Here is an 18837-nt window from a genome sequence, read left to right as displayed (position 1 = left end):
GCCGCTCCACCCGCATCTAATTTTCGAGTTCGGGCTCATTGAAACCTACCCAGCTTGCAAACTCCCCTGCCCGTTGGCCCTCAACAACGCCATTATCATAGGACCAAGCGAAAACTCTCCTCGTTCCGTGCGCCTTGTCAGATCCCGCAGATAGCCGCCAGCCGAGTTGATGAAGTTTGCGCGCTCCAGGATGCAAGCGACAGCCGCGGCCGCATTTTCCGGCCCCATGGCATCGCAGGCTTCCTGATAGGCCGAGGGGCTCACCTTCAGCATCGATCGAACGACTACCGCCGCTGACATCAAGTCTCGCCAGTTTCCGATTGCGCCACCCGGCCCGTAGTCCGATATCGTCGGGCATGCCTTCAACACCACACCCAACGGGAACGCCTTAAGCGGCTCGCTCTTCGGCCGGCGGATTTCGCTCGGCTTCGCTCCCTGCTCTTTTCGAGAGCTAGGTTCAAGTTCACGGATGGATTCGGGATTTGAATTCTGTATGTGCTGCTCATTGTGAGCATCATTGGTGCTATTATTTTCGGAATTTTCGTGAAATTCCAGCCGATTGACTATCTCCTCGCGCAGCATCTCCATTTCTTCAAGGATCGTCGTTACATCGGTGAGCGTCGGAGCGCGCGGGATTCTGCCCACAAGCGCTACATAGATGTCCTCGATCGCTTTCCAGTCGCCTTCGGCGCCTTCCTCCATCGCGGCCGTAATTAGCTTGCGGACATCGCGTCGGCAGATCGTCAGGCTCTCCTTGGCCTTCCTGAACGCCGCTCTGTTGGCCATCACCTGCTGCGCCTTCATCGCCAACTCTTCGGACCGTGCCAAGAGCGGCGACAGATCGAAACCGAAGGCGCTCTCGATGCGTCCCTCGCCGTCCTTACGGGCGTAGCGCTTTCCATTGGCGCTATCCTTGCGGACGATTAGGCCTGCTTCCACCAGGATGGCGATATGTCTGCGCAAAGTCGCGCCCGCCATCGCATGCGCTCGTAAAGCAAGCTGAGCATTCGAGGGGAAGACAATCAGTTGGGCGTCTTGGCGCAACTCATTCTCAGGATAAAAGCTCAAAAGCGCGTCAAGAACCGCGAGGCTATTGGACTGAATCCCGAGTAGTTCCATGGCGGCGGAGGCGTCTCTGAAGACTTTCCACTTATCCGCTGCCTTGCCTTGTTTGATATCGGCCGAAGCCGACTGGCGCCGCACGAGCGCAAGCGTCATCGGCCGCCGCCCGAATGGCGTCGTCACACTTCCTGTCTGCATCGTCTTTCACCTTTCAGCAGGCAAAAGAAATCAGCTCACCAAAACGGCGCCAAAGACTCTTGACGAAGATTCGAGGAAATGCGATTCTGTTCGTGCTAAAGAGACAGAAGGGCTTCCACGACGGCAACGTTGAGGGGGCTCTTTTCTTTTGCGGGTTAGTCTCCCTGTTTCTGTGGATGCTTTGCACGGTGTGCCTGATAAAGCGCCGGCAAATGTTCGAGTACGAAGGCGGCAAAGTCTGGCGTGGCTTTCCTGTCGATCGTAATCTCCAGCTTGCTCTTGCTCTGTGTCACCTGCGCAAGTCTGTCGCCATCGGGGGTCGACATGACGTCCGGAAGCCCGCGCGCGATGCGACGCGGCTTGAGATGGCCTATCAGCGCCTTGAAGCGGTCTGCCGATGGCAGCGTCTGCACCTCTGCTGAGGCCGCAAATTTGATCGCGTCCGACGGCGAAGCTGCCTTCTCGACCAGTTCTGCCAGTTGTTGCCAGCTGGGTCGTCCAACTCCTGGAGCGGCCCCAATGGCATCGATCAGTTCGGAGGGGAGGGCGTCGACAAGAAGGAGCATCTTCGACAGATTGCTTTTATCGATCGACATTGCGGCAATGACGATCTCTCGCGAGAACTGCTTATTCAGTCGATGCGCGAAGCGCGCCTTTTCGATGAAGGTGAGATCCTCACGCTCATTGTTCTCCTGGCCCTGCGCGACGACGAGTTGCTCGTCCGTCAGGTCACGAACGATTGCCTTTACAGGAAGGCCAAGATCTAGAACCGCGCGCAGTCGGCGGTGGCCAAAGGCCACCTGATATCGGCCTGGCTGGTCGGGATGAGGTCTCACCAGGATCGGGACCTGCTGCCCTTGCTCGCGGATTGAATCAAGGAGTCCGTCGATGTCCCCCTGCATGCGATCCCGCACAAAGGAGGGCTCGATGGACGAAGCGTCCAGTTCCACCACGGCGTGGCCCTCAGCAAGCCGCCGCTCAATCTCCTCCGCGCGGCCAAGTCGATCGTTCTGCTCGCGTAGCGCGTTGCCAATGTTTGCGGTCAGCTTCGTTGACGGGTCGCGCTCCTTTCTCACCACCCCGAGAAGCGGCATGGAGCGGCTCTTTGCCGTCCGGCTCTCTGCTGCGGGCGTTTCGGGTGCGTCTGTCGAGACCCCGAGGATGTGCTTGCGGCTCATGTCGGTCTACCCCATGCTTTTTTAATCAGGCCTTCGATTTCGTCGTTGACCGCGTTCATGGCTTCCAAGGCTCGATCATAGGTCGAGCGCGTGAACTGGCTGCGCTCGACTTCGAAAAGGGTTTGGTTGGTCAGGCCGGCGTCCGAAACCGCTGTCGTCTTAAGCATCGGGAAATTGAGAACATTTTCACCAAAGATCGACCGAAGATAACCTACCATCTGGTTTTGCGGTCCATCGCTTGGTTCGAAACGCGTTATCAGGTAGCGCATCCAATTGAACTTGAACTCGGCCCCGGCGTTCTCAATTTCGCGTAGCAGGTTCGATGTCATGGCCAGGAACTGGTTCATGGACATCACGTCCAGCATCTGCGGATGCACAGTGACCAAGATGGAGGTTGCCGCCGTCAATGCCGACAGCGTGAGGTAGCCTAGCTGGGGAGGACAATCGATAACGACAACGTCATAGTTATCCGCGATGTCTTCGATGACTTGACTGATCCGACCGTAGAAGAGCGTATCGCCTTCCTTTCGCTTCATCAGCGCACGCGGCGTGTCGTGCTCGAATTCCATCAGTTCGAGATTACCGGGGATGAGGTGGAGATCGGGAATATAGGTCCCTCGGACCACTTGCTCGACCGGTACCTGCTCCTCATCGTACCTGATGGCGCCGTAGAGAGTTTCGTTCGGACCCACGTCTGTTTCTGGCTGACTACCGAAGAGGGCGGAAAGGCTTGCCTGAGGATCGAGATCGATTGCCAGAATCCGGTACCCGCGCATGGCCAGATACTGTGCGAGATGCGCGGCGGTGGTCGTCTTACCCGACCCGCCTTTAAAATTCATCACTGAAATAACCTGAAGCTGCTCACCGTCTCGGCGATGCGGCAGGTAGCGTCTGTTCCCGCGGCCGACCTGGTCCATGTGCTTGCGGATTGCATGGATGTCTTCGATCGAGAAAGTCCGCCGACCACCTGGGCTCATGGTCAAGTTCAGCTCTGGCATTTCCGAAGCAGTCTGCCTTAAATAAGACTCACCGACGCCAAGCAGCTTGGACGCCTCGGATGGCGCAAATGTTCGAATTCCCTTCTCGGAGGTCGGAGGGAAGACCTTGAGATGATGTGCTTGAAGTTGGCTGGAGAGGGCGTCTGCATGACGCTCCATCAATGCGGTCAACCCTTCAAATACGGGCGCTGTTTTCGCGGCGGTCTTCGCCATCTCAAAACCCATTTCTTGCCAGTGGCGATATTTTTCGCGAAACTTCAAAAGTTCCGCCACTGGCAATAAGCGTCGATTCTGGATTTTGAGCAAGAGCTTTTTGGTTAACGAAAGCTTAACGCTCAAGAAAGAAGGCGTCCAACGCAATCAATTTTTAGCCGTAGAAACATTGCCTTAGAAAGCACGTCACTCCCACAGGTTCATGGTCTGTTTTACTGTGAATCCTACAACCGCCTAACCGAATTGTTGCGGGAACAAGGCTGCTTTCGCGGAAAAGGGGACGGTTGCGCCGCGACTCACTCCAATCGGGCTTGTAGGATCCTACAACTACCACCCGAATCTGTTCCGTGCTGATTTCCCCGCCGACCAATATCCGACGGAGAAATTCATGCAGATTCTCGCGATTTCCAAACCGCGAAATATTCAAGAAGCTCGGCTTCTCCACCGCCATCATCAGCTACGTGCGCGCGTTTTTGCCGAGCGCCTGGGCTGGGAGGTCAAAGTCGTCGACGGTCAAGAGGCGGACGCCTTTGACGCTCTTATGCCGACCTACGTTCTCGCAATTTCCGACGGTGGCGCCGTGACTGGTTGCGCCAGGCTACTCCCGGCTCTTGGCGCGACGATGGTGACGAACATCTTTCCGACGCTGCTGCCGGATGGTCAGCTGAATGCGCACACCGCCATGATCGAGAGTTCCCGCTTCTGCGTCGATACGACTCTCGGGGAGGGTAGGGGAGACGGCTCCGTCCATGAGGCGACCCTGACCATGTTTGCGGGCATCATCGAGTGGTGCATGGCGAACGGCTACACGGAGATCGTCACGGTGACCGACCTCCGCTTCGAGCGGATCCTCGCTCGTGTTGGCTGGCCCCTGCAGCGGCTGGCGGAGCCGAAGAAGATCGGGGTGACCATGGCTGTCGCCGGGACCCTTCCCGCGAATGCAGACACATTCCAACGGCTCCGACCTGCCAACTACCGTTCCGAACTCAGCGCCGTCAGCCAAGCAGCGTAAGAAAGAAAAGCCGTGAACCAGCTTCGATCTCATCCTCGACTTGTCCGCAAACTCCAGGAGGCACTGGGCGACCAGCTCTGCTTTGCGCTGGAAGACTCAACGGTTGTCGAAATCATGCTCAATCCCGATGGCAAGCTCTTCATCGAACGGCTCGGTCATGGCGTCGCGCCTGCCGGTGAGATGTCGCCTGCCGCCGCCGAGATGGTGATCGGAACGGTCGCGCATGCGCTCCAATCCGAGGTCGATACCGAGCAACCAATCATATCCGGGGAGCTACCGATCGGCGGTCACCGCTTCGAAGGGCTGTTGCCTCCCGTTGTCGCCAAGCCGGCGTTCACCATTCGCCGCCGAGCCTCGCGCCTGATCCGGCTCGATGACTATGTGCGCTCCGGCGTGATGACCGAACACCAGGCTTCGACTATCCGCAGCGCGATTTCGTCCCGGCTCAACATCATCATATCCGGGGGCACCGGGTCGGGCAAGACGACGCTCGCAAATGCCGTCATCGACGAAATCGTCAAGTCTGCCCCGGAAGACCGCCTCGTCATCCTGGAAGACACCGCCGAGATCCAGTGCGCGGCCGAGAACGCTGTTCTTCTCCACACCAGCGATACCGTTGACATGGCACGGCTCTTGAAGAGCACCATGCGTCTGCGCCCAGACCGGATCGTCGTGGGCGAGGTCCGCGACGGCGCTGCGCTCACGTTGCTGAAAGCATGGAACACGGGCCATCCCGGAGGCGTGGCCACCATCCATTCCAACACCGCTATGTCGGCGCTACGCCGCCTCGAGCAGCTAACTGCCGAAGCCAGCCAGCAGCCGATGCATGAAGTGATCGGGGAAGCGGTCGATCTCGTCGTCTCGATCGAGCGAACGCCGCGCGGGCGGCGCGTTCGCGACGTCATCCAGGTCGAGCGCTTCGCGGGCGGCCAATACGAAATCGAATCCGACCAGCTTACGGAAGAACAGGAGGCGCGCCATGTCGCGTAGAAACGCATTCATCGCCGCTGTACTCCTTGCGGCACCCATCGCTCTTGCCTCGGTCTCGCCGGCGCTCGCCAGTTCCGGCGGCAGTCTTCCCTGGGAAGGGCCGCTGCAGCAGATCCAGGAATCGATCACCGGACCAGTTGCCGGCGCCATTGCGCTTGCAGCCGTCGCGATCGCCGGCGGCATGCTAATCTTCGGCGGCGAACTGAACGATTTCGCGCGGCGGCTCATGTACATCGTGCTCGTCGCTGGCATCCTGCTTGGCGCCACCAACATCGTCGGCCTTTTTGGCGCAACCGGTGCCTCGATCGGACTGCCCGACGAGCAGACCATCTCAATCAATCAAAGCGGGGAAGGGGAGGGGGCTCATGGCTGAGTCCCTGTCTGGCCTGCAACGCAACCGCATTCATCGGGCGCTGTCGCGTCCGAACCTGCTGATGGGCGCGGACCGGGAGTTGGTGCTGATCACCGGTCTTGCTGCAGTCATCCTCATCTTCGTCGTTCTGACGATCTATTCCGCGCTCTTCGGCGTTGCCGTCTGGATCGTCGTCGTCGGCCTCCTGAGAATGATGGCAAAGGCGGACCCGCTGATGCGACAGGTCTATATCCGCCATGTCTCGTACAAGCATTACTACAAGGCGACCTCCTCGCCATGGCGCCGGTATTGAGGGCAAGCCATGGTTGCTCTGAAACGCTTCCGGGCCACCGGCCCATCCTTTGCGGATCTCGTCCCCTATGCCGGCCTCGTCGACAATGGCGTCCTTCTGTTGAAAGACGGAAGCCTGATGGCCGGCTGGTATTTTGCGGGACCCGACTCCGAAAGTGCTACCGATCTCGAGCGCAACGACCTGTCACGGCAGATCAATACGATCCTGTCGCGGCTCGGGAGCGGCTGGATGATCCAGGTCGAAGCCGTTCGCATCCCGACATTCGACTATCCGTCTGACGATCGCTGCCACTTTCCAGATGCGGTCACGCGCGCGATCGACGCCGAGCGGCGGGCGCATTTCGGGCGCGAGCAGGGGCATTTCGAGAGCAAGCACGCGCTCGTCCTCACCTATCGGCCCCTGGAGTCCAAAAAGACCGCGCTGAGCAAATACATTTACTCGGACGAGGAGAGCCGCAAGAAGAGCTATGCCGACACGGTGCTCTTCATCTTCAGGAACGCCATCCGCGAGATCGAGCAGTATTTTGCCAACACTCTTTCGATCCGGCGCATGGAGACGCGCGAAGTCGCGGAGAGGGGAGGGGAGCGGCTCGCCCGCTATGACGAGTTGCTACAATTCGTTCGCTTTTGCGTCACCGGCGAAAACCATCCGATCAGATTGCCGGATGCCCCGATGTATCTCGACTGGATTGCGACAGCCGAGCTCGAGCATGGCCTGACGCCGAAGGTCGAGAATCGGTTTCTCGCGGTTGTGGCAATCGATGGCCTGCCGGCCGAGAGCTGGCCGGGGATTCTCAACAGCCTGGACCTGATGCCGCTCACCTATCGCTGGTCATCGCGCTTCATCTTCCTCGATGCGGAAGAGGCACGGCAGAAACTCGAACGCACCCGCAAGAAATGGCAGCAGAAGGTACGGCCGTTCTTCGATCAGCTCTTCCAGACGCAAAGCCGCTCCGTCGACCAGGATGCCATGACCATGGTAGCCGAGACTGAGGATGCCATCGCGCAAGCCTCCTCGCAGCTGGTTGCCTACGGCTACTACACGCCTGTCATCGTCCTGTTTGATCACGACCGTGAGGCTCTCCAGGAAAAAGCGGAAGCCATTCGCCGGCTGATCCAGGCGGAAGGATTCGGCGCAAGGATTGAGACCCTCAACGCCACCGACGCCTATCTCGGCAGCCTGCCCGGCAATTGGTACTGCAACATCCGCGAGCCGCTAATCAACACCAGCAATCTCGCCGATCTGGTCCCGCTGAACTCGGTCTGGTCCGGCAGCCCGGCGGCGCCGTGCCCATTCTACCCGCCGAACTCGCCACCCCTTATGCAGGTGGCGAGCGGCTCGACTCCGTTCCGGTTGAACCTCCATGTCGATGACGTCGGTCACACCCTGATCTTCGGGCCGACCGGCTCGGGCAAGTCGACGCTGCTGGCACTAATCGCAGCGCAGTTCCGACGGTACGAACGCGCCCAGATCTTCGCTTTCGATAAGGGGAACTCGCTCCTGCCGCTGACGCTCGCCGCCGGCGGCGATCACTATGAGATCGGTGGCGACGCCCAAGAAGAGGCAAAGGCGCTGGCCTTCTGCCCACTATCGGACCTCGCGAGCGATGCGGATCGCGCCTGGGCAACGGAATGGATCGAAATGTTGGTCGCCCTTCAGGGTGTTGCCATCACCCCTGATCATCGCAACGCGATCTCTCGCCAGATCGGATTGATGGGCAGCGCGGCCGGACGGTCCCTGTCAGACTTCGTCAGCGGCGTCCAGATGCGCGAGATCAAGGACGCGCTTCATCACTACACGGTCGACGGCCCGATGGGCCAGCTTCTCGACGCGGAACAGGACGGCCTTTCCCTCGGCGCATTCCAGACCTTCGAGATCGAGCACCTTATGAACATGGGCGAGCGCAATCTTGTGCCCGTGCTAACCTACTTGTTCCGGCGGATCGAGAAGCGTCTCGACGGTTCCCCGAGCCTGATCGTGCTCGACGAGGCCTGGCTGATGCTCGGTCATCCGGTATTCCGCAGCAAGATCCGCGAGTGGCTCAAGGTGCTGCGCAAGGCCAATTGCGCCGTTGTACTCGCCACGCAGTCGATCTCCGACGCCGAACGCTCGGGTATTATCGATGTGCTGAAGGAATCCTGCCCAACGAAAATTTGCTTGCCGAACGGCGCCGCAAGGGAATCTGGGACGCGCGAATTCTACGAACGGATCGGCTTTAACGAGCGACAGATCGAGATCGTTTCGAACGCCATTCCCAAACGCGAATACTACGTCGTCACCCCCGAAGGCCGTCGGTTGTTCGATATGGCGCTCGGCCCCGTGGCGCTGAGCTTCGTTGGCGCATCCGGCAAGGAAGACTTGAAGCGCATTCGCACGCTTAGTTCCGAACACGGCCGCGACTGGCCGGTTCACTGGCTTCAAATGAGAGGAGTTCACGATGCCGCGTCGCTGCTCAACTTCGAATAGATTCGTCGTCAGTCTGGTGGCTGTAATCGTTGCACTAAGTGCAGCCGCGCCAGCGCGTGCCGGCACCGCCACAGGTGCAGCGACCGAATGGACGCAGGTCCTCAACAATGGAGAACTCGTATCCCTCGTTGGCCAATCCGGCGAGCAAATCCAGAACCAGCTCACCCAGATCAGCCAGCTCGCGCAACAGATCGAAACGCAGCTCAATATCTACCAGAACCTGCTGCAGAATACGGCGACCCTCCCGTCGCATATCTGGGGACAGGTCGAAAGCGACCTCAATCAGTTGCGCAGCCTCATCGACCAGGGCCAGAGCATTTCGTTTTCGATGGGCAATGCAGACGATGTGCTGCAGCAGCGCTTCCAGAGCTATTCAAGCCTCAGGGCCAACCTGCCGGGCGCGACAAGCTTTTCCTCCAGCTACCAGTCGTGGTCCGATACCAACCGGGACACGATCGCCAGCACCCTGAAAGCGGCAAGCCTGACGGCCGATCAGTTCGACAGCGAGGAAGGCACGATGTCCTCGCTACGATCGATGTCCGAGACCGCCGATGGGCAGATGAAGGCCCTCCAGGTTGGGCACGAGATCGCCGCACAGCAGGTCGCGCAGATGCAGAAACTGCGCGGTCTCGTCTCCCAGCAAATGACGATGATGGGGACTTGGCTGCAGACCGAGCAGACCGACAAGGACCTGGCTCAGGCGCGACGAGAGAAATTCTTCAGCGCGACAGCCCCGTCGACGTCCGGCGGCGAGAAGATGAAGGTGGAATGGTGAGAACGAAACTGATCCTGCTCACACTCGCGGCCATCGTGGCGGCCGGCAGCACCGGCATCTGGCTGCTCATCTCCGAAAAGCAGGCTGCGCAGGAGCGTCGCGAACAGTTCTTTGGCACCTCCAAGAAGTATCCGACCTCTGGCGGCGAGAGAATGAAGGTCGAGTGGTGAGCAGATGACGGGGATACCTTTTCAACGGTTCAGGGCAGCGATGCTGCTTGCGACCTTCTGCGCACTGGCGGCCCAGCCAGCCTTCGCCCAGGAAGGCTCGGTGTTAACCTCATTGCAGAGCCAGATCACCACGGCCGCGAAGGGGTGGGAAACCACGGTCATGGATGCGGCGAAATCGTTATTCTGGATCCTGGCGACGATCGAAATCGGCATCGCCGCCGTCTGGCTGGCACTACAGGCCGCATCGCTTGACAGCTGGTTCGCCGAGCTTGTCCGGCGGATCATGTTCGTCGGCTTCTTCGCCTTCGTGTTGGCGCAGGGTCCCACCTTCGCCAAGGCGGTAGTCGACAGCCTGTTCCAGATTGGTGCTGGTGGCGGGACCGCGTCACCAGCCGACGTCTTCAATGCCGGACTCGCCGTCGCAACGAAGATGTCGGAAAAGATTCAGTTCGGTCTTTTTGAGGACAATGCGCTGGCGATCTCGGCTGCTTTTGCAATGGTCGTCGTGGTCATCTCATTCTCGCTCGTTGCAGCGATTTTTGTGTCGGTCATGGTCGAAATGTATATCGGCCTTCTCGCCGGCATGATCATGCTCGGCCTTGGCGGTTCGTCCTATACGAAGGACTTCGCCGTCCGATACCTAGTCTACGCATTCTCGGTCGGAATGAAGCTCATGGCGCTTGTGATGATCTCGCGCATCGGATCGGAAGTGCTGATCGGATTGGCAAACGAACCTGACATTGGAGACCAATTCCAGACGGCACTTGCGATCGCCGGCATTGCGGTCGTCGTCTTCATTGTCGCCATCTACGTCCCGAACATCATGCAGGGCGTCGTGCAGGGAGCTTCTGTCTCAGGCGGAATGGAAGCAATCCGGCACGGTGGGCAGGCCGCGTCCTTCGCCACAGGCGCTGGCTTCCTCGCAGCGGGTGCCGCGGGGACCGGCTTCGCGGCTGGTCAGGCTGCCCGAGCTGCAGGTTCATCCGTCGCCGGCGCAATGCTTCGCGGGATCGGAGCTGGCATCGGATCGGCCGGACATGCGGCAGGCTCGGCCGCCAAGGAGAAGGCCATCGGTTCTCCCGGCGCCTATGCAGGTTCGATCCTCGGTCTTGCCAACGCCAAGCTCGACCAGGCGCGTAGCGGGCATAGCGGACCAAAGCCACCTCCCGAACGCAAAGACTAACCGCAATTAGAAAGTGATGGATCGATGGCAGCGAACCGCGCCCCCGAAAACCCGTACCTCGCCGCACGCCAGGAATGGAATGAACGATACGGCTCTTACGTAAAGGCCGCCGACGCATGGCGCATTGTCGGCATCCTCGGTCTGACAATGGCGGTCATCGGCTTTAGCTATTCGATGTACTTGAGCACTCAGGTCAAATTGGTGCCTTACATCGTCCAGGTCGACAAGCTTGGAACCTCGGTGACGTCAGGGTTCCCCGAACAGATCGAATATGCCGATGTCCGGGTGGTGCGCGCCACGCTCGGCAACTTCGTGACCAGCTTCCGCAGCATTACGCCGGATGCCGTGGTGCAGAAGCAATATATCGATCGGACCTATGCGCTGCTTCGGACCTCCGATCCGTCGACGCAGAAGATCAATGACTGGTTCCGGAGCAACTCGCCGTTCGAGAAAGCGAAGTCCTCGACCGTTGCCATCGAGGTCAACAACATCGTGGCGCTCTCGAACCAGACTTATCAGATCGACTGGACCGAGTACGAACGCGACCGCAAGGGCAAGGAAATCGGCACGCGCCGGTTCCGCGGGATCGCAACGGTCACGCTCACCGCACCGCAGGATGAGGCGACCATCCGTCTCAATCCGATCGGTCTCTATGTCCGGGATTTCGACTGGACAGCGCAGCTTTAAGGGCAGGGGATTTCTCAATGCACAGAACAGGATTGATCGCAGCCGCCGGCTGCTTGGCCACGCTCGTCCTCGCGAGCGGCATCGAGGCGCAGAGCATGACAAACAACGAGGTGAAGGGCACCAACATTTCCAGGAAGTGGCGCGGGACATCGGGGCTGGTGACGACCGGCCCGGATGGCAAGGTCATTTTCCTGTTCGGAGAAACCCAGCCGTCGGTCGTCTGCTCGCCGCTTCAAGTCTGCGATATCGAATTGCAAGGCGGCGAGATCGTCCGCGATGTGCTTGTCGGTGACACGGTTCGTTGGAAGGTCGAACCGGCGACTTCCGGCGCCACGGGCGGGCAGGCGATCCATTTGATCGTCAAGCCGTCGGAACCGGGACTCGTTACCTCGATGGTGGTCACCACATCGCGGCGCACCTACCACATCCAGCTGAAATCCCATCCGAGCCAGTACATGGCGCGCATCGGCTTCGAATATCCGGAGGACGTATCGACCAAGCTCGCCGACATCAATTCCCGGCTCGAGACCGGCGGCATTCCCGGCACGGCGCCCGACAAACTGAACTTCTCGTACTCCGTGAGTGGCTCGGCGCCCTGGAAGCCGAAACGGGTCTATTCGGATGGCGTCAAAACCTACATCCAGTTTTCGAAATCGATCTCGGGGCAGGATGCGCCAGTGCTCTTCGTCGTCTCGGGCGGCCAGAACCGCATCGTCAATTACCGGATGAAGAATGACATGATGATCGTCGACTACGCGGTCGACAAGGCGATCCTCGTCTCCGGCGTTGGCTGGCGCCAACAGAAGATCACCATCCGGCGGGGAGGCTGAACCATGCGCAAGCTTCTCGTCATCATCATCACCGCCACCCTGCTCTCAGGCTGCCAGACAGCCGAGGATGGATTGACCACCAGTTCAACCCCGGTCGCCGTCACCGGCCCAGCCGCTAGCGCCATCGCCGGCGACATGGCGAGCCGCCTCGCCGAGCAGATCGATCCGGCAGGCACGACGACGCTCAAAATGGAAAAGGACACGTCAGATTTCGCGGCGGCGCTCGAGGCGGCGCTGAAAGGATGGGGCTACACCGTCATCACCGACGGCAAGGTAGGGAAGGATGTGAAGACGGTCGAGCTCGTTTATTCGATCGATGACGTCGACGGCCAGGTGCTCGCACGGCTCTCCACGCCGTCCGTTGCCCTTGGTCGGGCCTACACGGCCACGGCGGCCGGCGCCACGCCGGCAAGCCCGCTTTCCATCATGCAACGCAACTGAGGGGAGGCGAACATGGTCCAGTCTCTCCAGCTTGGCGCCTCCAACCAAGCCGACGATCAGAAGGGTATGCGCCGTCTCAATCGGCTGCCGATCATCATCGCCATCATCATCATCGCGTTGTTCGTCGGGGTGGTCGTGGTCGGGCTGTCGTGGCGCGGGCTGGCATTCAATCGGAACAATGATATCGAGAGCGCCTCGAATGCTCCCGCAACCAATTTTGGAGACCAACTCAAACGCGGCGTTACCGACGGCATCATCGGCGAGCCGGTTGAGCGCGAAGCGTTTCAGCCAACGCCCGCCGTCGAACAGAAGGTCGAGAAGGAAACATCTGTTGTCGACCGCCAGTCCGCGGAAAGGCAAGAACGGCGGCCAAGGCTCGAATCCGAAGAGGAATGGAAAGCCCGCCTGAAACGGGAGCAGGACGAACAATATATCCGCGAGGCGCAGCGCCAGCGTATGGCCCGCCTTCAGGCGCGGGCAACGGCTTTGGACTCGCCATTGAAGGTGGATATTTCCGATGTCGAAAAAGTCGCCAACAATTCCAGAGACACGGGCCGGCAGACGACAACTGCGACAGCCAACAATGCCTCCGACCTCTACGCCTCCGCTGTCAAATCAGGGCTGATGGGACAGAACGTCGATCCGAACACCCAGACTTCGAAGCAGGATTTTTTCAATCAGGACATCAAGGATCTCGGCTATCTGCCGAACCGGGTCGTACCGCAGATCTCGCCCTATGAGCTGAAGCGCGGCTCGGTTATTCCGGCCACGTTGATCACCGGGCTCAACTCCGATCTTCCGGGCAGAATCACCGCTCAGGTCAGCCAGAACGTTTTTGACAGCGCCACCGGCTATCGGCTCCTGATCCCGCAGGGGTCCAAACTATTCGGCCGCTACGATTCCAAGGTGTCGTTTGGCCAGGAGCGCGTACTCGTCGTCTGGACCGACCTCATCTTTCCGAACGGATCGACCCTGCAGATCGGCGGCATGGCGGGCACGGATGCCGAGGGATATGGCGGGTTCAAGGATAAAGTCGATCGACATCTCTGGCGCACCTGGGGTTCGGCAGCACTCGTCGCGCTGATCGGAACCGGGATCGACATGTCCATGCCGGAGAGTTCGACGCTTGCGACGCAGGATACGGCGTCCGATGCCGCCAGACGGAATTTTGCTGAAAGCTTCGGTCGCGTCGCCGAGCAGACAATCTCGAAGAACCTGAATGTACAGCCGACGATCCAGATACGCCCCGGCTATAAGTTCAACGTCCTCGTCGACCAGGACATCATCTTTCCGTCGGCTTACCGCATAAACTAAAGGAAACGCCAAGTCTGCAAGAGGTGCAAATCTGCGAGTTGCGCTGGCTGAAGAAATGGTGCCGGATGGTCCTGCTCAACGCAGGAAAGGATAGGCGATGACAGAAATGGATTTTGGCGATTTGCCGGATGACGACCCGGACCTTCTCGAAAACACCGCTTTGCCGAAGCAGTTTATCTCGCGCCTTCGAAGTGCGTTTTACACCCGGCTTTCGGATTTCGACAACATGGACGATATCCAGATGCCACGCGAGCCGGGAATTAACTGGCGTATCATCAAAGCCGTCAGATCCGAGCGGGCGCGTATCGACGCCAAGTGATCTTGCCGCTTGAAAAGCGCTGGCAGTTTTAGGATTTGGGGCCTTGCGTGGGCAAACGGGCCGGGCCTTATATCGCGTTCTCTTCAGTACATAGCACTCGCGTCAGAACACGGTTTCCATTCGCCCGCAAAAACTTTTCTTGATTTGTCATCTTTTTGAGGCAGGGAGCCTTGAAAGCTCCCCCTTTATGGGTAGTGCTAACGTACACGGCAAGAGGGACTGCTTTGCATCAACCAAGCACCGCCGGTTGCGGAGCTATCGTCAGTTGGCGATTAGCAGGTCCGCCTGTTGCCAAACGACGATGCCCATCATCCAGCGTCTCGGCTGGCAAATAAAGGACCGCGTTACGGGTCAAAAACATAGGAGAAGCGTTCGTGGACGGAGAATTTCGCTCGCTCGTTGATATGCTGGAAGTCGCGCAAGACGAGGCCATGGTCAAGGGCGCCCTCAGGCAGTTCACGCGTTCCTGCGGATACGAACGGTTTGCCTATCTCGAAAAAGAAGGCGCCCAGATCAGGACATTCAACTCCTATCCCAAACCCTGGGAGGGTCTTTACCTCTCGGCTGACTATTCCAGCATCGATCCGGTGGTGACGGAAGCGAAGCGCAAACGGGACGTTTTCTTCTGGACTGCGGAGGATTGGCCGGCCCGCGGTTCTTCACCACTCAGAAAATTTCGCGACGAGGCGATCGACCACGGGATCCGCTGCGGCATGACGATCCCTGTTGAAGGTGGTTACGGCGCGTCGATGATGCTGACCTTTGCATCCTCGGAAAGAGACGTGGACGTCCCGGCCGCATTCGACTCGAAGAGAGCTGTCCAATTGGTGATGATGGTTCATTATCGATTGAAGATGATTGCTGCCAAAACCGCCGTCAATCCGAAGCAGGTGCTGTCACCACGCGAGATGCTGTGCCTGACATGGGCGATGAAAGGAAAAAACACACTCGAAACTGCCGCTGTGACCGGCATCAATTCGAGGACCGTGCAGCACTACCTCGATAAAGCCCGTGCCAAGCTGGGCGCTGAATCAGTGCCGCAGCTTGTTGGAATCGCGAAAGATCGTGGGTTGCTAAGCTCTAATTAGCATCGTCGCGTCAGCCCTCCCACAATTGGAATACGAGCTGCAGACGCGCCCAATTCTGCTGTGTTTGGGCTTGGCGGCAACAGCGAAAGGCCGCCATTATGATGCCTTCGGTCCTTACTTAACTGTCACGGTCTGTCCGTCCGATAGCGTCCGCGCCACCACTTGATTGCGACCGTTCTCTTTCGCCTCATAGAGGGCGTCATCGGCTTCCGAAAGGATGCGTGCTGAGCCGAAGTGCAGACCTTTCCCCGTGACCGTTGAGATTCCTACACTCGCGGTCACTCGCCCGAACTCGCTCCCAGCATGTGGGATGTTCTCTTTGGCCAGGAGATGAGCAAATTCGTCGGCAACGATTGCAGCGCCTTTTTCGTCCGTGTTTGGAAGTAGAACCACGAACTCCTCGCCGCCGTAACGCGCCACGAGGTCCCCTGCGCGCTTCACGGACTTGTCTAGACATCTTCCGACGATGCGCAGGCAGTCGTCACCAGCAAGATGGCCATAGGTGTCGTTGTAGGCTTTGAAGCGGTCGACATCGATCATCAGGACACTGAGCGGCATACCCCTGCTGATACAATGTTCGGTTTGGGCCGCAAAAGCCCGATCGAAAGCGCGGCGATTGGTGAGATTGGTCAGTCCATCCGTGTCTGCAAGGGCTCTGAGCTGGTTAGCCGATTCCTGGAGAGCGATTTCCGCCTGCTTCGTCGCCGTGATGTCAGACACGACCACCATCGCCGTGCCATCATGGGCGAGCCGGGTCTTAAGTGCGCGCCACTCGCCGTTCTGAAGCTGGATTTCTTCGTCCTTGTTGACAGGAAGGCTTGCTGCCGCCAGCTCGATCCATTGCTCTGAAGCCACGTCGGGCATGTCGATACGCTCGCCCGTTTCCGCTACGCTGCGTAAGATGTCGCTGATATGCGCACCGACGACTCGAGCATCGCGTGAAAACGGGAATGCGTCCCGGTATTGCTCATTGCAGAAGACGAGGAACCCCTTCTTGTCGAAAATGGCGAAACCCTCGGACATGCCATGCATCGCAAGCGTCAGCAGGTTTCGCTTTTCGCGAAGCTCGCTTTCGAGTTCCACGCGTTCGGCAATGTCACGGGTGACGCCTGCGAGGCCAACGATGTGCCCCTCACTATCCCGAAGAGGGACCTTCGACGCAAGCAGGTGGCGATCGTTCAACCGCTCCTGAAAGTCTATCTGCGGTTCGCCGGTGCGCATGATCTGCTGTTCGCGGAAATACAGCTCCTCGGCTTCTGGAGGAGTGCGCAGGTTGAAGTCGGAAAGCCCGATCATGTCGGAAGCTGCGGGAAAACGGAATAGCCGGGCCATATTGTCGTTCACGGTCAGGAATTTGCTCTCCCTGTCTTTAACGTACAGATAGTCGGGGGACTGCGAGAATGCCGTTTCCAAAATTCGGCGCTCCAGCTGCACCCGATCTGTCTTGAGCATGATGAGGCCACACAGGATTGCAGCGACACAGTTTGCCGTGATGAGTGGGAACCCGATGGCCGAGAGCGCTTGGACCTCCGACAGGCTTGGAAGAATAGCGAGCACCAGGGTTAGCGCAAGCGCCAGGGCCAGGCTGAGAAATAGAAGGATGCGTCCCGCTGAGAATTTTGTGCGCGGCAGCAAATAGGTCGCCGCTCCCACCGAGCTCACGACCAGGATCGCCACGATCCCGTCAAGGGTAGCCGTTCCGGCAAGATAGAGGCGAAAGATAGCGGCTGGGACTACTGCACCGATGGCAGATATGGGGCCGCCCAATGCAGCGGTCAGCGCAAGCGGAACAAAACGAAGATCAAGATAGATTCCGGGCTGGTATTGGACTGCGAGCAACATGGAGCCGATAGAAGTGCAGCCCGCGAACGCACCAAAAAGAACTTTGTCGTGCCGAACGATTAGCCGACGGTACCAGATCGAAAAATGTGCCCACATGGCGAAGCACAAAACGACAAATGCCAGATTGCCCGCAAGCCGCTCCCAGACGCCCGTTGCCATGCATATACCCTGTGTAATCGCCGAGACCCGGCTGACAATCTGAGAGCGAAGCTGAAATATCAGCCAGAAGTTGCCTGTTGACGATTGATATTGCGTTAAGCATTCAGCGCAAAAATGTGGTTTTCAGGATTCGGCGAGAGATCAGTGATGGGGCATACACACGGGGAGGGGTTTGACCGCTTCAAGAACCTTTCGGAAGTTCCAGTTCAGCGACAACTGCGCGATAACGAGCTGCTTGAACATGTGAGAAAGGCTGTCGGGTTCCGGCACGTCGCCTTCGGTGGACTTGACCTGAACGGATACCACATCGGGCGAGGGCGCTCGATCGAGAGCGACATGCCGCCAGCCTATGTCGAAACATACTTTTCGGAACAGTGGAACCGCTCCGATCCCCTGCTTGTTCGGTCGACTGCACAGGCGACACCGATGACAGAGGAAGAGGCATTTGACCTTTCGCCGCCGGCCCAACGTCTTTCCTATCTGCATCGCTCTTACGAGATCGGCAAGCGCCTGCAAATTCCCGTCGCCAGGGGTGGTGTTGTTTATGGCGGTGTTTGCTTCACGACGGAGCGGGCGTTTACCCCAGGCGAACGAGAGTTCCTGGTATTCATCGCGGAGCCGTTGCACCGGACAATTTCAAAGCCTTTGATGGATCGTTTTGCCGCTGATGCCTTGCGGCTTACAGATGGTGAGCTGCGTTGCCTTCAGCTCGCCAGCACTGGCTTGACCAGCGAGGAAATTTCCGGGGTTTCCGAGTATCGAACCGAAACTGTCAACAGCTACCTGAAGAGCGCGGCGAAGAAGCTGGGCGCGGCTAACCGCGCTCATGCGATCGCCGAAGCAATTCGCCGGCATCTAATATGATGCAGGAGTCTTTGCTCTAACTTCACGTGAAATATAACGGCGCAGCCATCGTGGTTTCGGCAACATCTGCTCGGCAGCCCGTCCTCATTTTAGCAGAAAATTAGCGAATCGACCCAAATCTGGGGTAGGAAGAGACGAGCTCTCGCCTCCACGACACCGCATTTTGAGTATTCTGAGGTACGTACCACAATGTTCATCGAATTTGCAAAGCCGACTTGTGCGGATACTGTTGCCCACGGGCAACTTCCCATTCTTCGGTATCCCTCGGCTGAAATCTGGCGAGAATCTGGGCGGAGCGGTACGGAACTTACCCAAAAGCTCCCTGCCCGATCCGCACGCATCCGGGGGCACTGATGGTGCGGGCTCCTCAAACGTCTCGTTTC

General features: G+C 58.8%; 19 protein-coding genes. 15 read left to right on the top strand and 4 right to left on the bottom strand.

What is annotated here, in order from left to right; all coding sequences use genetic code 11:
- Positions 1 to 45: 45 nt before the first annotated feature.
- The 3 genes from repC to repA all read right to left on the bottom strand — a co-directional run bounded on the left by repC (position 46) and on the right by repA (position 3649).
- Positions 46 to 1260, bottom strand: a complete 1215-nt coding sequence (gene repC / locus ACODR6_RS27475; protein WP_142843340.1) for a plasmid replication protein RepC — start codon at positions 1258 to 1260, stop codon at positions 46 to 48.
- A gap of 155 nt (positions 1261 to 1415) precedes the next feature.
- Positions 1416 to 2438, bottom strand: coding sequence for a plasmid partitioning protein RepB (gene repB, locus ACODR6_RS27470; RefSeq protein WP_064334703.1), 1023 nt, complete (start codon positions 2436 to 2438; stop codon positions 1416 to 1418).
- On the bottom strand, positions 2435 to 3649 hold the full coding sequence (repA, locus tag ACODR6_RS27465; RefSeq protein ID WP_064334742.1) for a plasmid partitioning protein RepA: 1215 nt from the start codon (positions 3647 to 3649) through the stop codon (positions 2435 to 2437). The genes repB and repA overlap by 4 nt, the downstream gene beginning before the upstream one ends.
- A gap of 388 nt (positions 3650 to 4037) precedes the next feature.
- On the opposite strand from repA, the gene traI reads away from it, so the two are divergent.
- The 14 genes from traI to ACODR6_RS27395 all read left to right on the top strand — a co-directional run bounded on the left by traI (position 4038) and on the right by ACODR6_RS27395 (position 15589).
- Positions 4038 to 4661, top strand: a complete 624-nt coding sequence (gene traI, locus ACODR6_RS27460; RefSeq protein ID WP_142843339.1) for an acyl-homoserine-lactone synthase — start codon at positions 4038 to 4040, stop codon at positions 4659 to 4661.
- A gap of 12 nt (positions 4662 to 4673) precedes the next feature.
- Positions 4674 to 5651 carry a P-type conjugative transfer ATPase TrbB gene (trbB, locus tag ACODR6_RS27455; RefSeq protein WP_142843338.1) on the top strand — a complete coding sequence of 326 codons (978 nt, stop codon included), beginning with the start codon at positions 4674 to 4676 and terminating at the stop codon, positions 5649 to 5651.
- Positions 5641 to 6024, top strand: a complete 384-nt coding sequence (locus ACODR6_RS27450; protein ID WP_142843337.1) for a TrbC/VirB2 family protein — start codon at positions 5641 to 5643, stop codon at positions 6022 to 6024. The genes trbB and ACODR6_RS27450 overlap by 11 nt, the downstream gene beginning before the upstream one ends.
- On the top strand, positions 6017 to 6316 hold the full coding sequence (locus ACODR6_RS27445; RefSeq protein WP_037094117.1) for a conjugal transfer protein TrbD: 300 nt from the start codon (positions 6017 to 6019) through the stop codon (positions 6314 to 6316). Before ACODR6_RS27450 ends, ACODR6_RS27445 begins: the two co-directional genes overlap by 8 nt.
- A 9-nt stretch (positions 6317 to 6325) precedes the next feature.
- Positions 6326 to 8782 carry a conjugal transfer protein TrbE gene (locus ACODR6_RS27440; protein ID WP_142843336.1) on the top strand — a complete coding sequence of 819 codons (2457 nt, stop codon included), beginning with the start codon at positions 6326 to 6328 and terminating at the stop codon, positions 8780 to 8782.
- Positions 8754 to 9557: a P-type conjugative transfer protein TrbJ gene (gene trbJ, locus ACODR6_RS27435; protein WP_142843335.1), complete on the top strand. Its 804-nt coding sequence runs from the start codon at positions 8754 to 8756 to the stop codon at positions 9555 to 9557. Before ACODR6_RS27440 ends, trbJ begins: the two co-directional genes overlap by 29 nt.
- Positions 9551 to 9727 (top strand): entry exclusion protein TrbK, encoded by a 177-nt coding sequence (trbK, locus tag ACODR6_RS27430; protein WP_142843334.1) that lies wholly within the window; start codon positions 9551 to 9553, stop codon positions 9725 to 9727. The genes trbJ and trbK overlap by 7 nt, the downstream gene beginning before the upstream one ends.
- Before the next feature lie 40 nt (positions 9728 to 9767).
- Positions 9768 to 10910 (top strand): P-type conjugative transfer protein TrbL, encoded by a 1143-nt coding sequence (trbL, locus tag ACODR6_RS27425; RefSeq protein ID WP_269832200.1) that lies wholly within the window; start codon positions 9768 to 9770, stop codon positions 10908 to 10910.
- 24 nt (positions 10911 to 10934) lie between these two features.
- The gene (locus ACODR6_RS27420; protein WP_065653658.1) at positions 10935 to 11597 is read left to right on the top strand and encodes a conjugal transfer protein TrbF; all 663 of its coding nucleotides are present in this window, start codon (positions 10935 to 10937) and stop codon (positions 11595 to 11597) included.
- Positions 11598 to 11614: 17 nt separating this feature from the next.
- Positions 11615 to 12427 (top strand): P-type conjugative transfer protein TrbG, encoded by an 813-nt coding sequence (gene trbG, locus ACODR6_RS27415; protein WP_142843332.1) that lies wholly within the window; start codon positions 11615 to 11617, stop codon positions 12425 to 12427.
- Between the two features lie 3 nt (positions 12428 to 12430).
- A complete protein-coding gene (gene trbH / locus ACODR6_RS27410; protein WP_142843331.1) occupies positions 12431 to 12868 on the top strand; it encodes a conjugal transfer protein TrbH in 438 nt (145 codons plus the stop codon).
- A 12-nt stretch (positions 12869 to 12880) separates the two neighbouring features.
- A complete protein-coding gene (gene trbI / locus ACODR6_RS27405) occupies positions 12881 to 14182 on the top strand; it encodes an IncP-type conjugal transfer protein TrbI (RefSeq protein WP_142843330.1) in 1302 nt (433 codons plus the stop codon).
- Between the two features lie 97 nt (positions 14183 to 14279).
- The gene (locus tag ACODR6_RS27400; RefSeq protein ID WP_142843329.1) at positions 14280 to 14501 is read left to right on the top strand and encodes a hypothetical protein; all 222 of its coding nucleotides are present in this window, start codon (positions 14280 to 14282) and stop codon (positions 14499 to 14501) included.
- Between the two features lie 374 nt (positions 14502 to 14875).
- Complete coding sequence (locus tag ACODR6_RS27395; protein ID WP_161991475.1) at positions 14876 to 15589, top strand: autoinducer binding domain-containing protein; 714 nt, start codon at positions 14876 to 14878, stop codon at positions 15587 to 15589.
- 114 nt (positions 15590 to 15703) lie between these two features.
- Here the strand turns inward: ACODR6_RS27395 and ACODR6_RS27390 are convergent, their stop codons facing one another.
- A complete protein-coding gene (locus ACODR6_RS27390) occupies positions 15704 to 17590 on the bottom strand; it encodes a diguanylate cyclase (RefSeq protein WP_142843328.1) in 1887 nt (628 codons plus the stop codon).
- 147 nt (positions 17591 to 17737) lie between these two features.
- Between ACODR6_RS27390 and ACODR6_RS27385 the strand changes: the two genes are divergently transcribed.
- Positions 17738 to 18454 (top strand): helix-turn-helix transcriptional regulator, encoded by a 717-nt coding sequence (locus ACODR6_RS27385; RefSeq protein ID WP_142843327.1) that lies wholly within the window; start codon positions 17738 to 17740, stop codon positions 18452 to 18454.
- Positions 18455 to 18837: the final 383 nt, after the last annotated feature.

The organism is Rhizobium sp. FG96, from assembly GCF_057808655.1.
The sequence above is the reverse complement of the archived record's forward strand: the minus strand, read 5'-3'. Positions and strand labels throughout refer to the sequence as shown.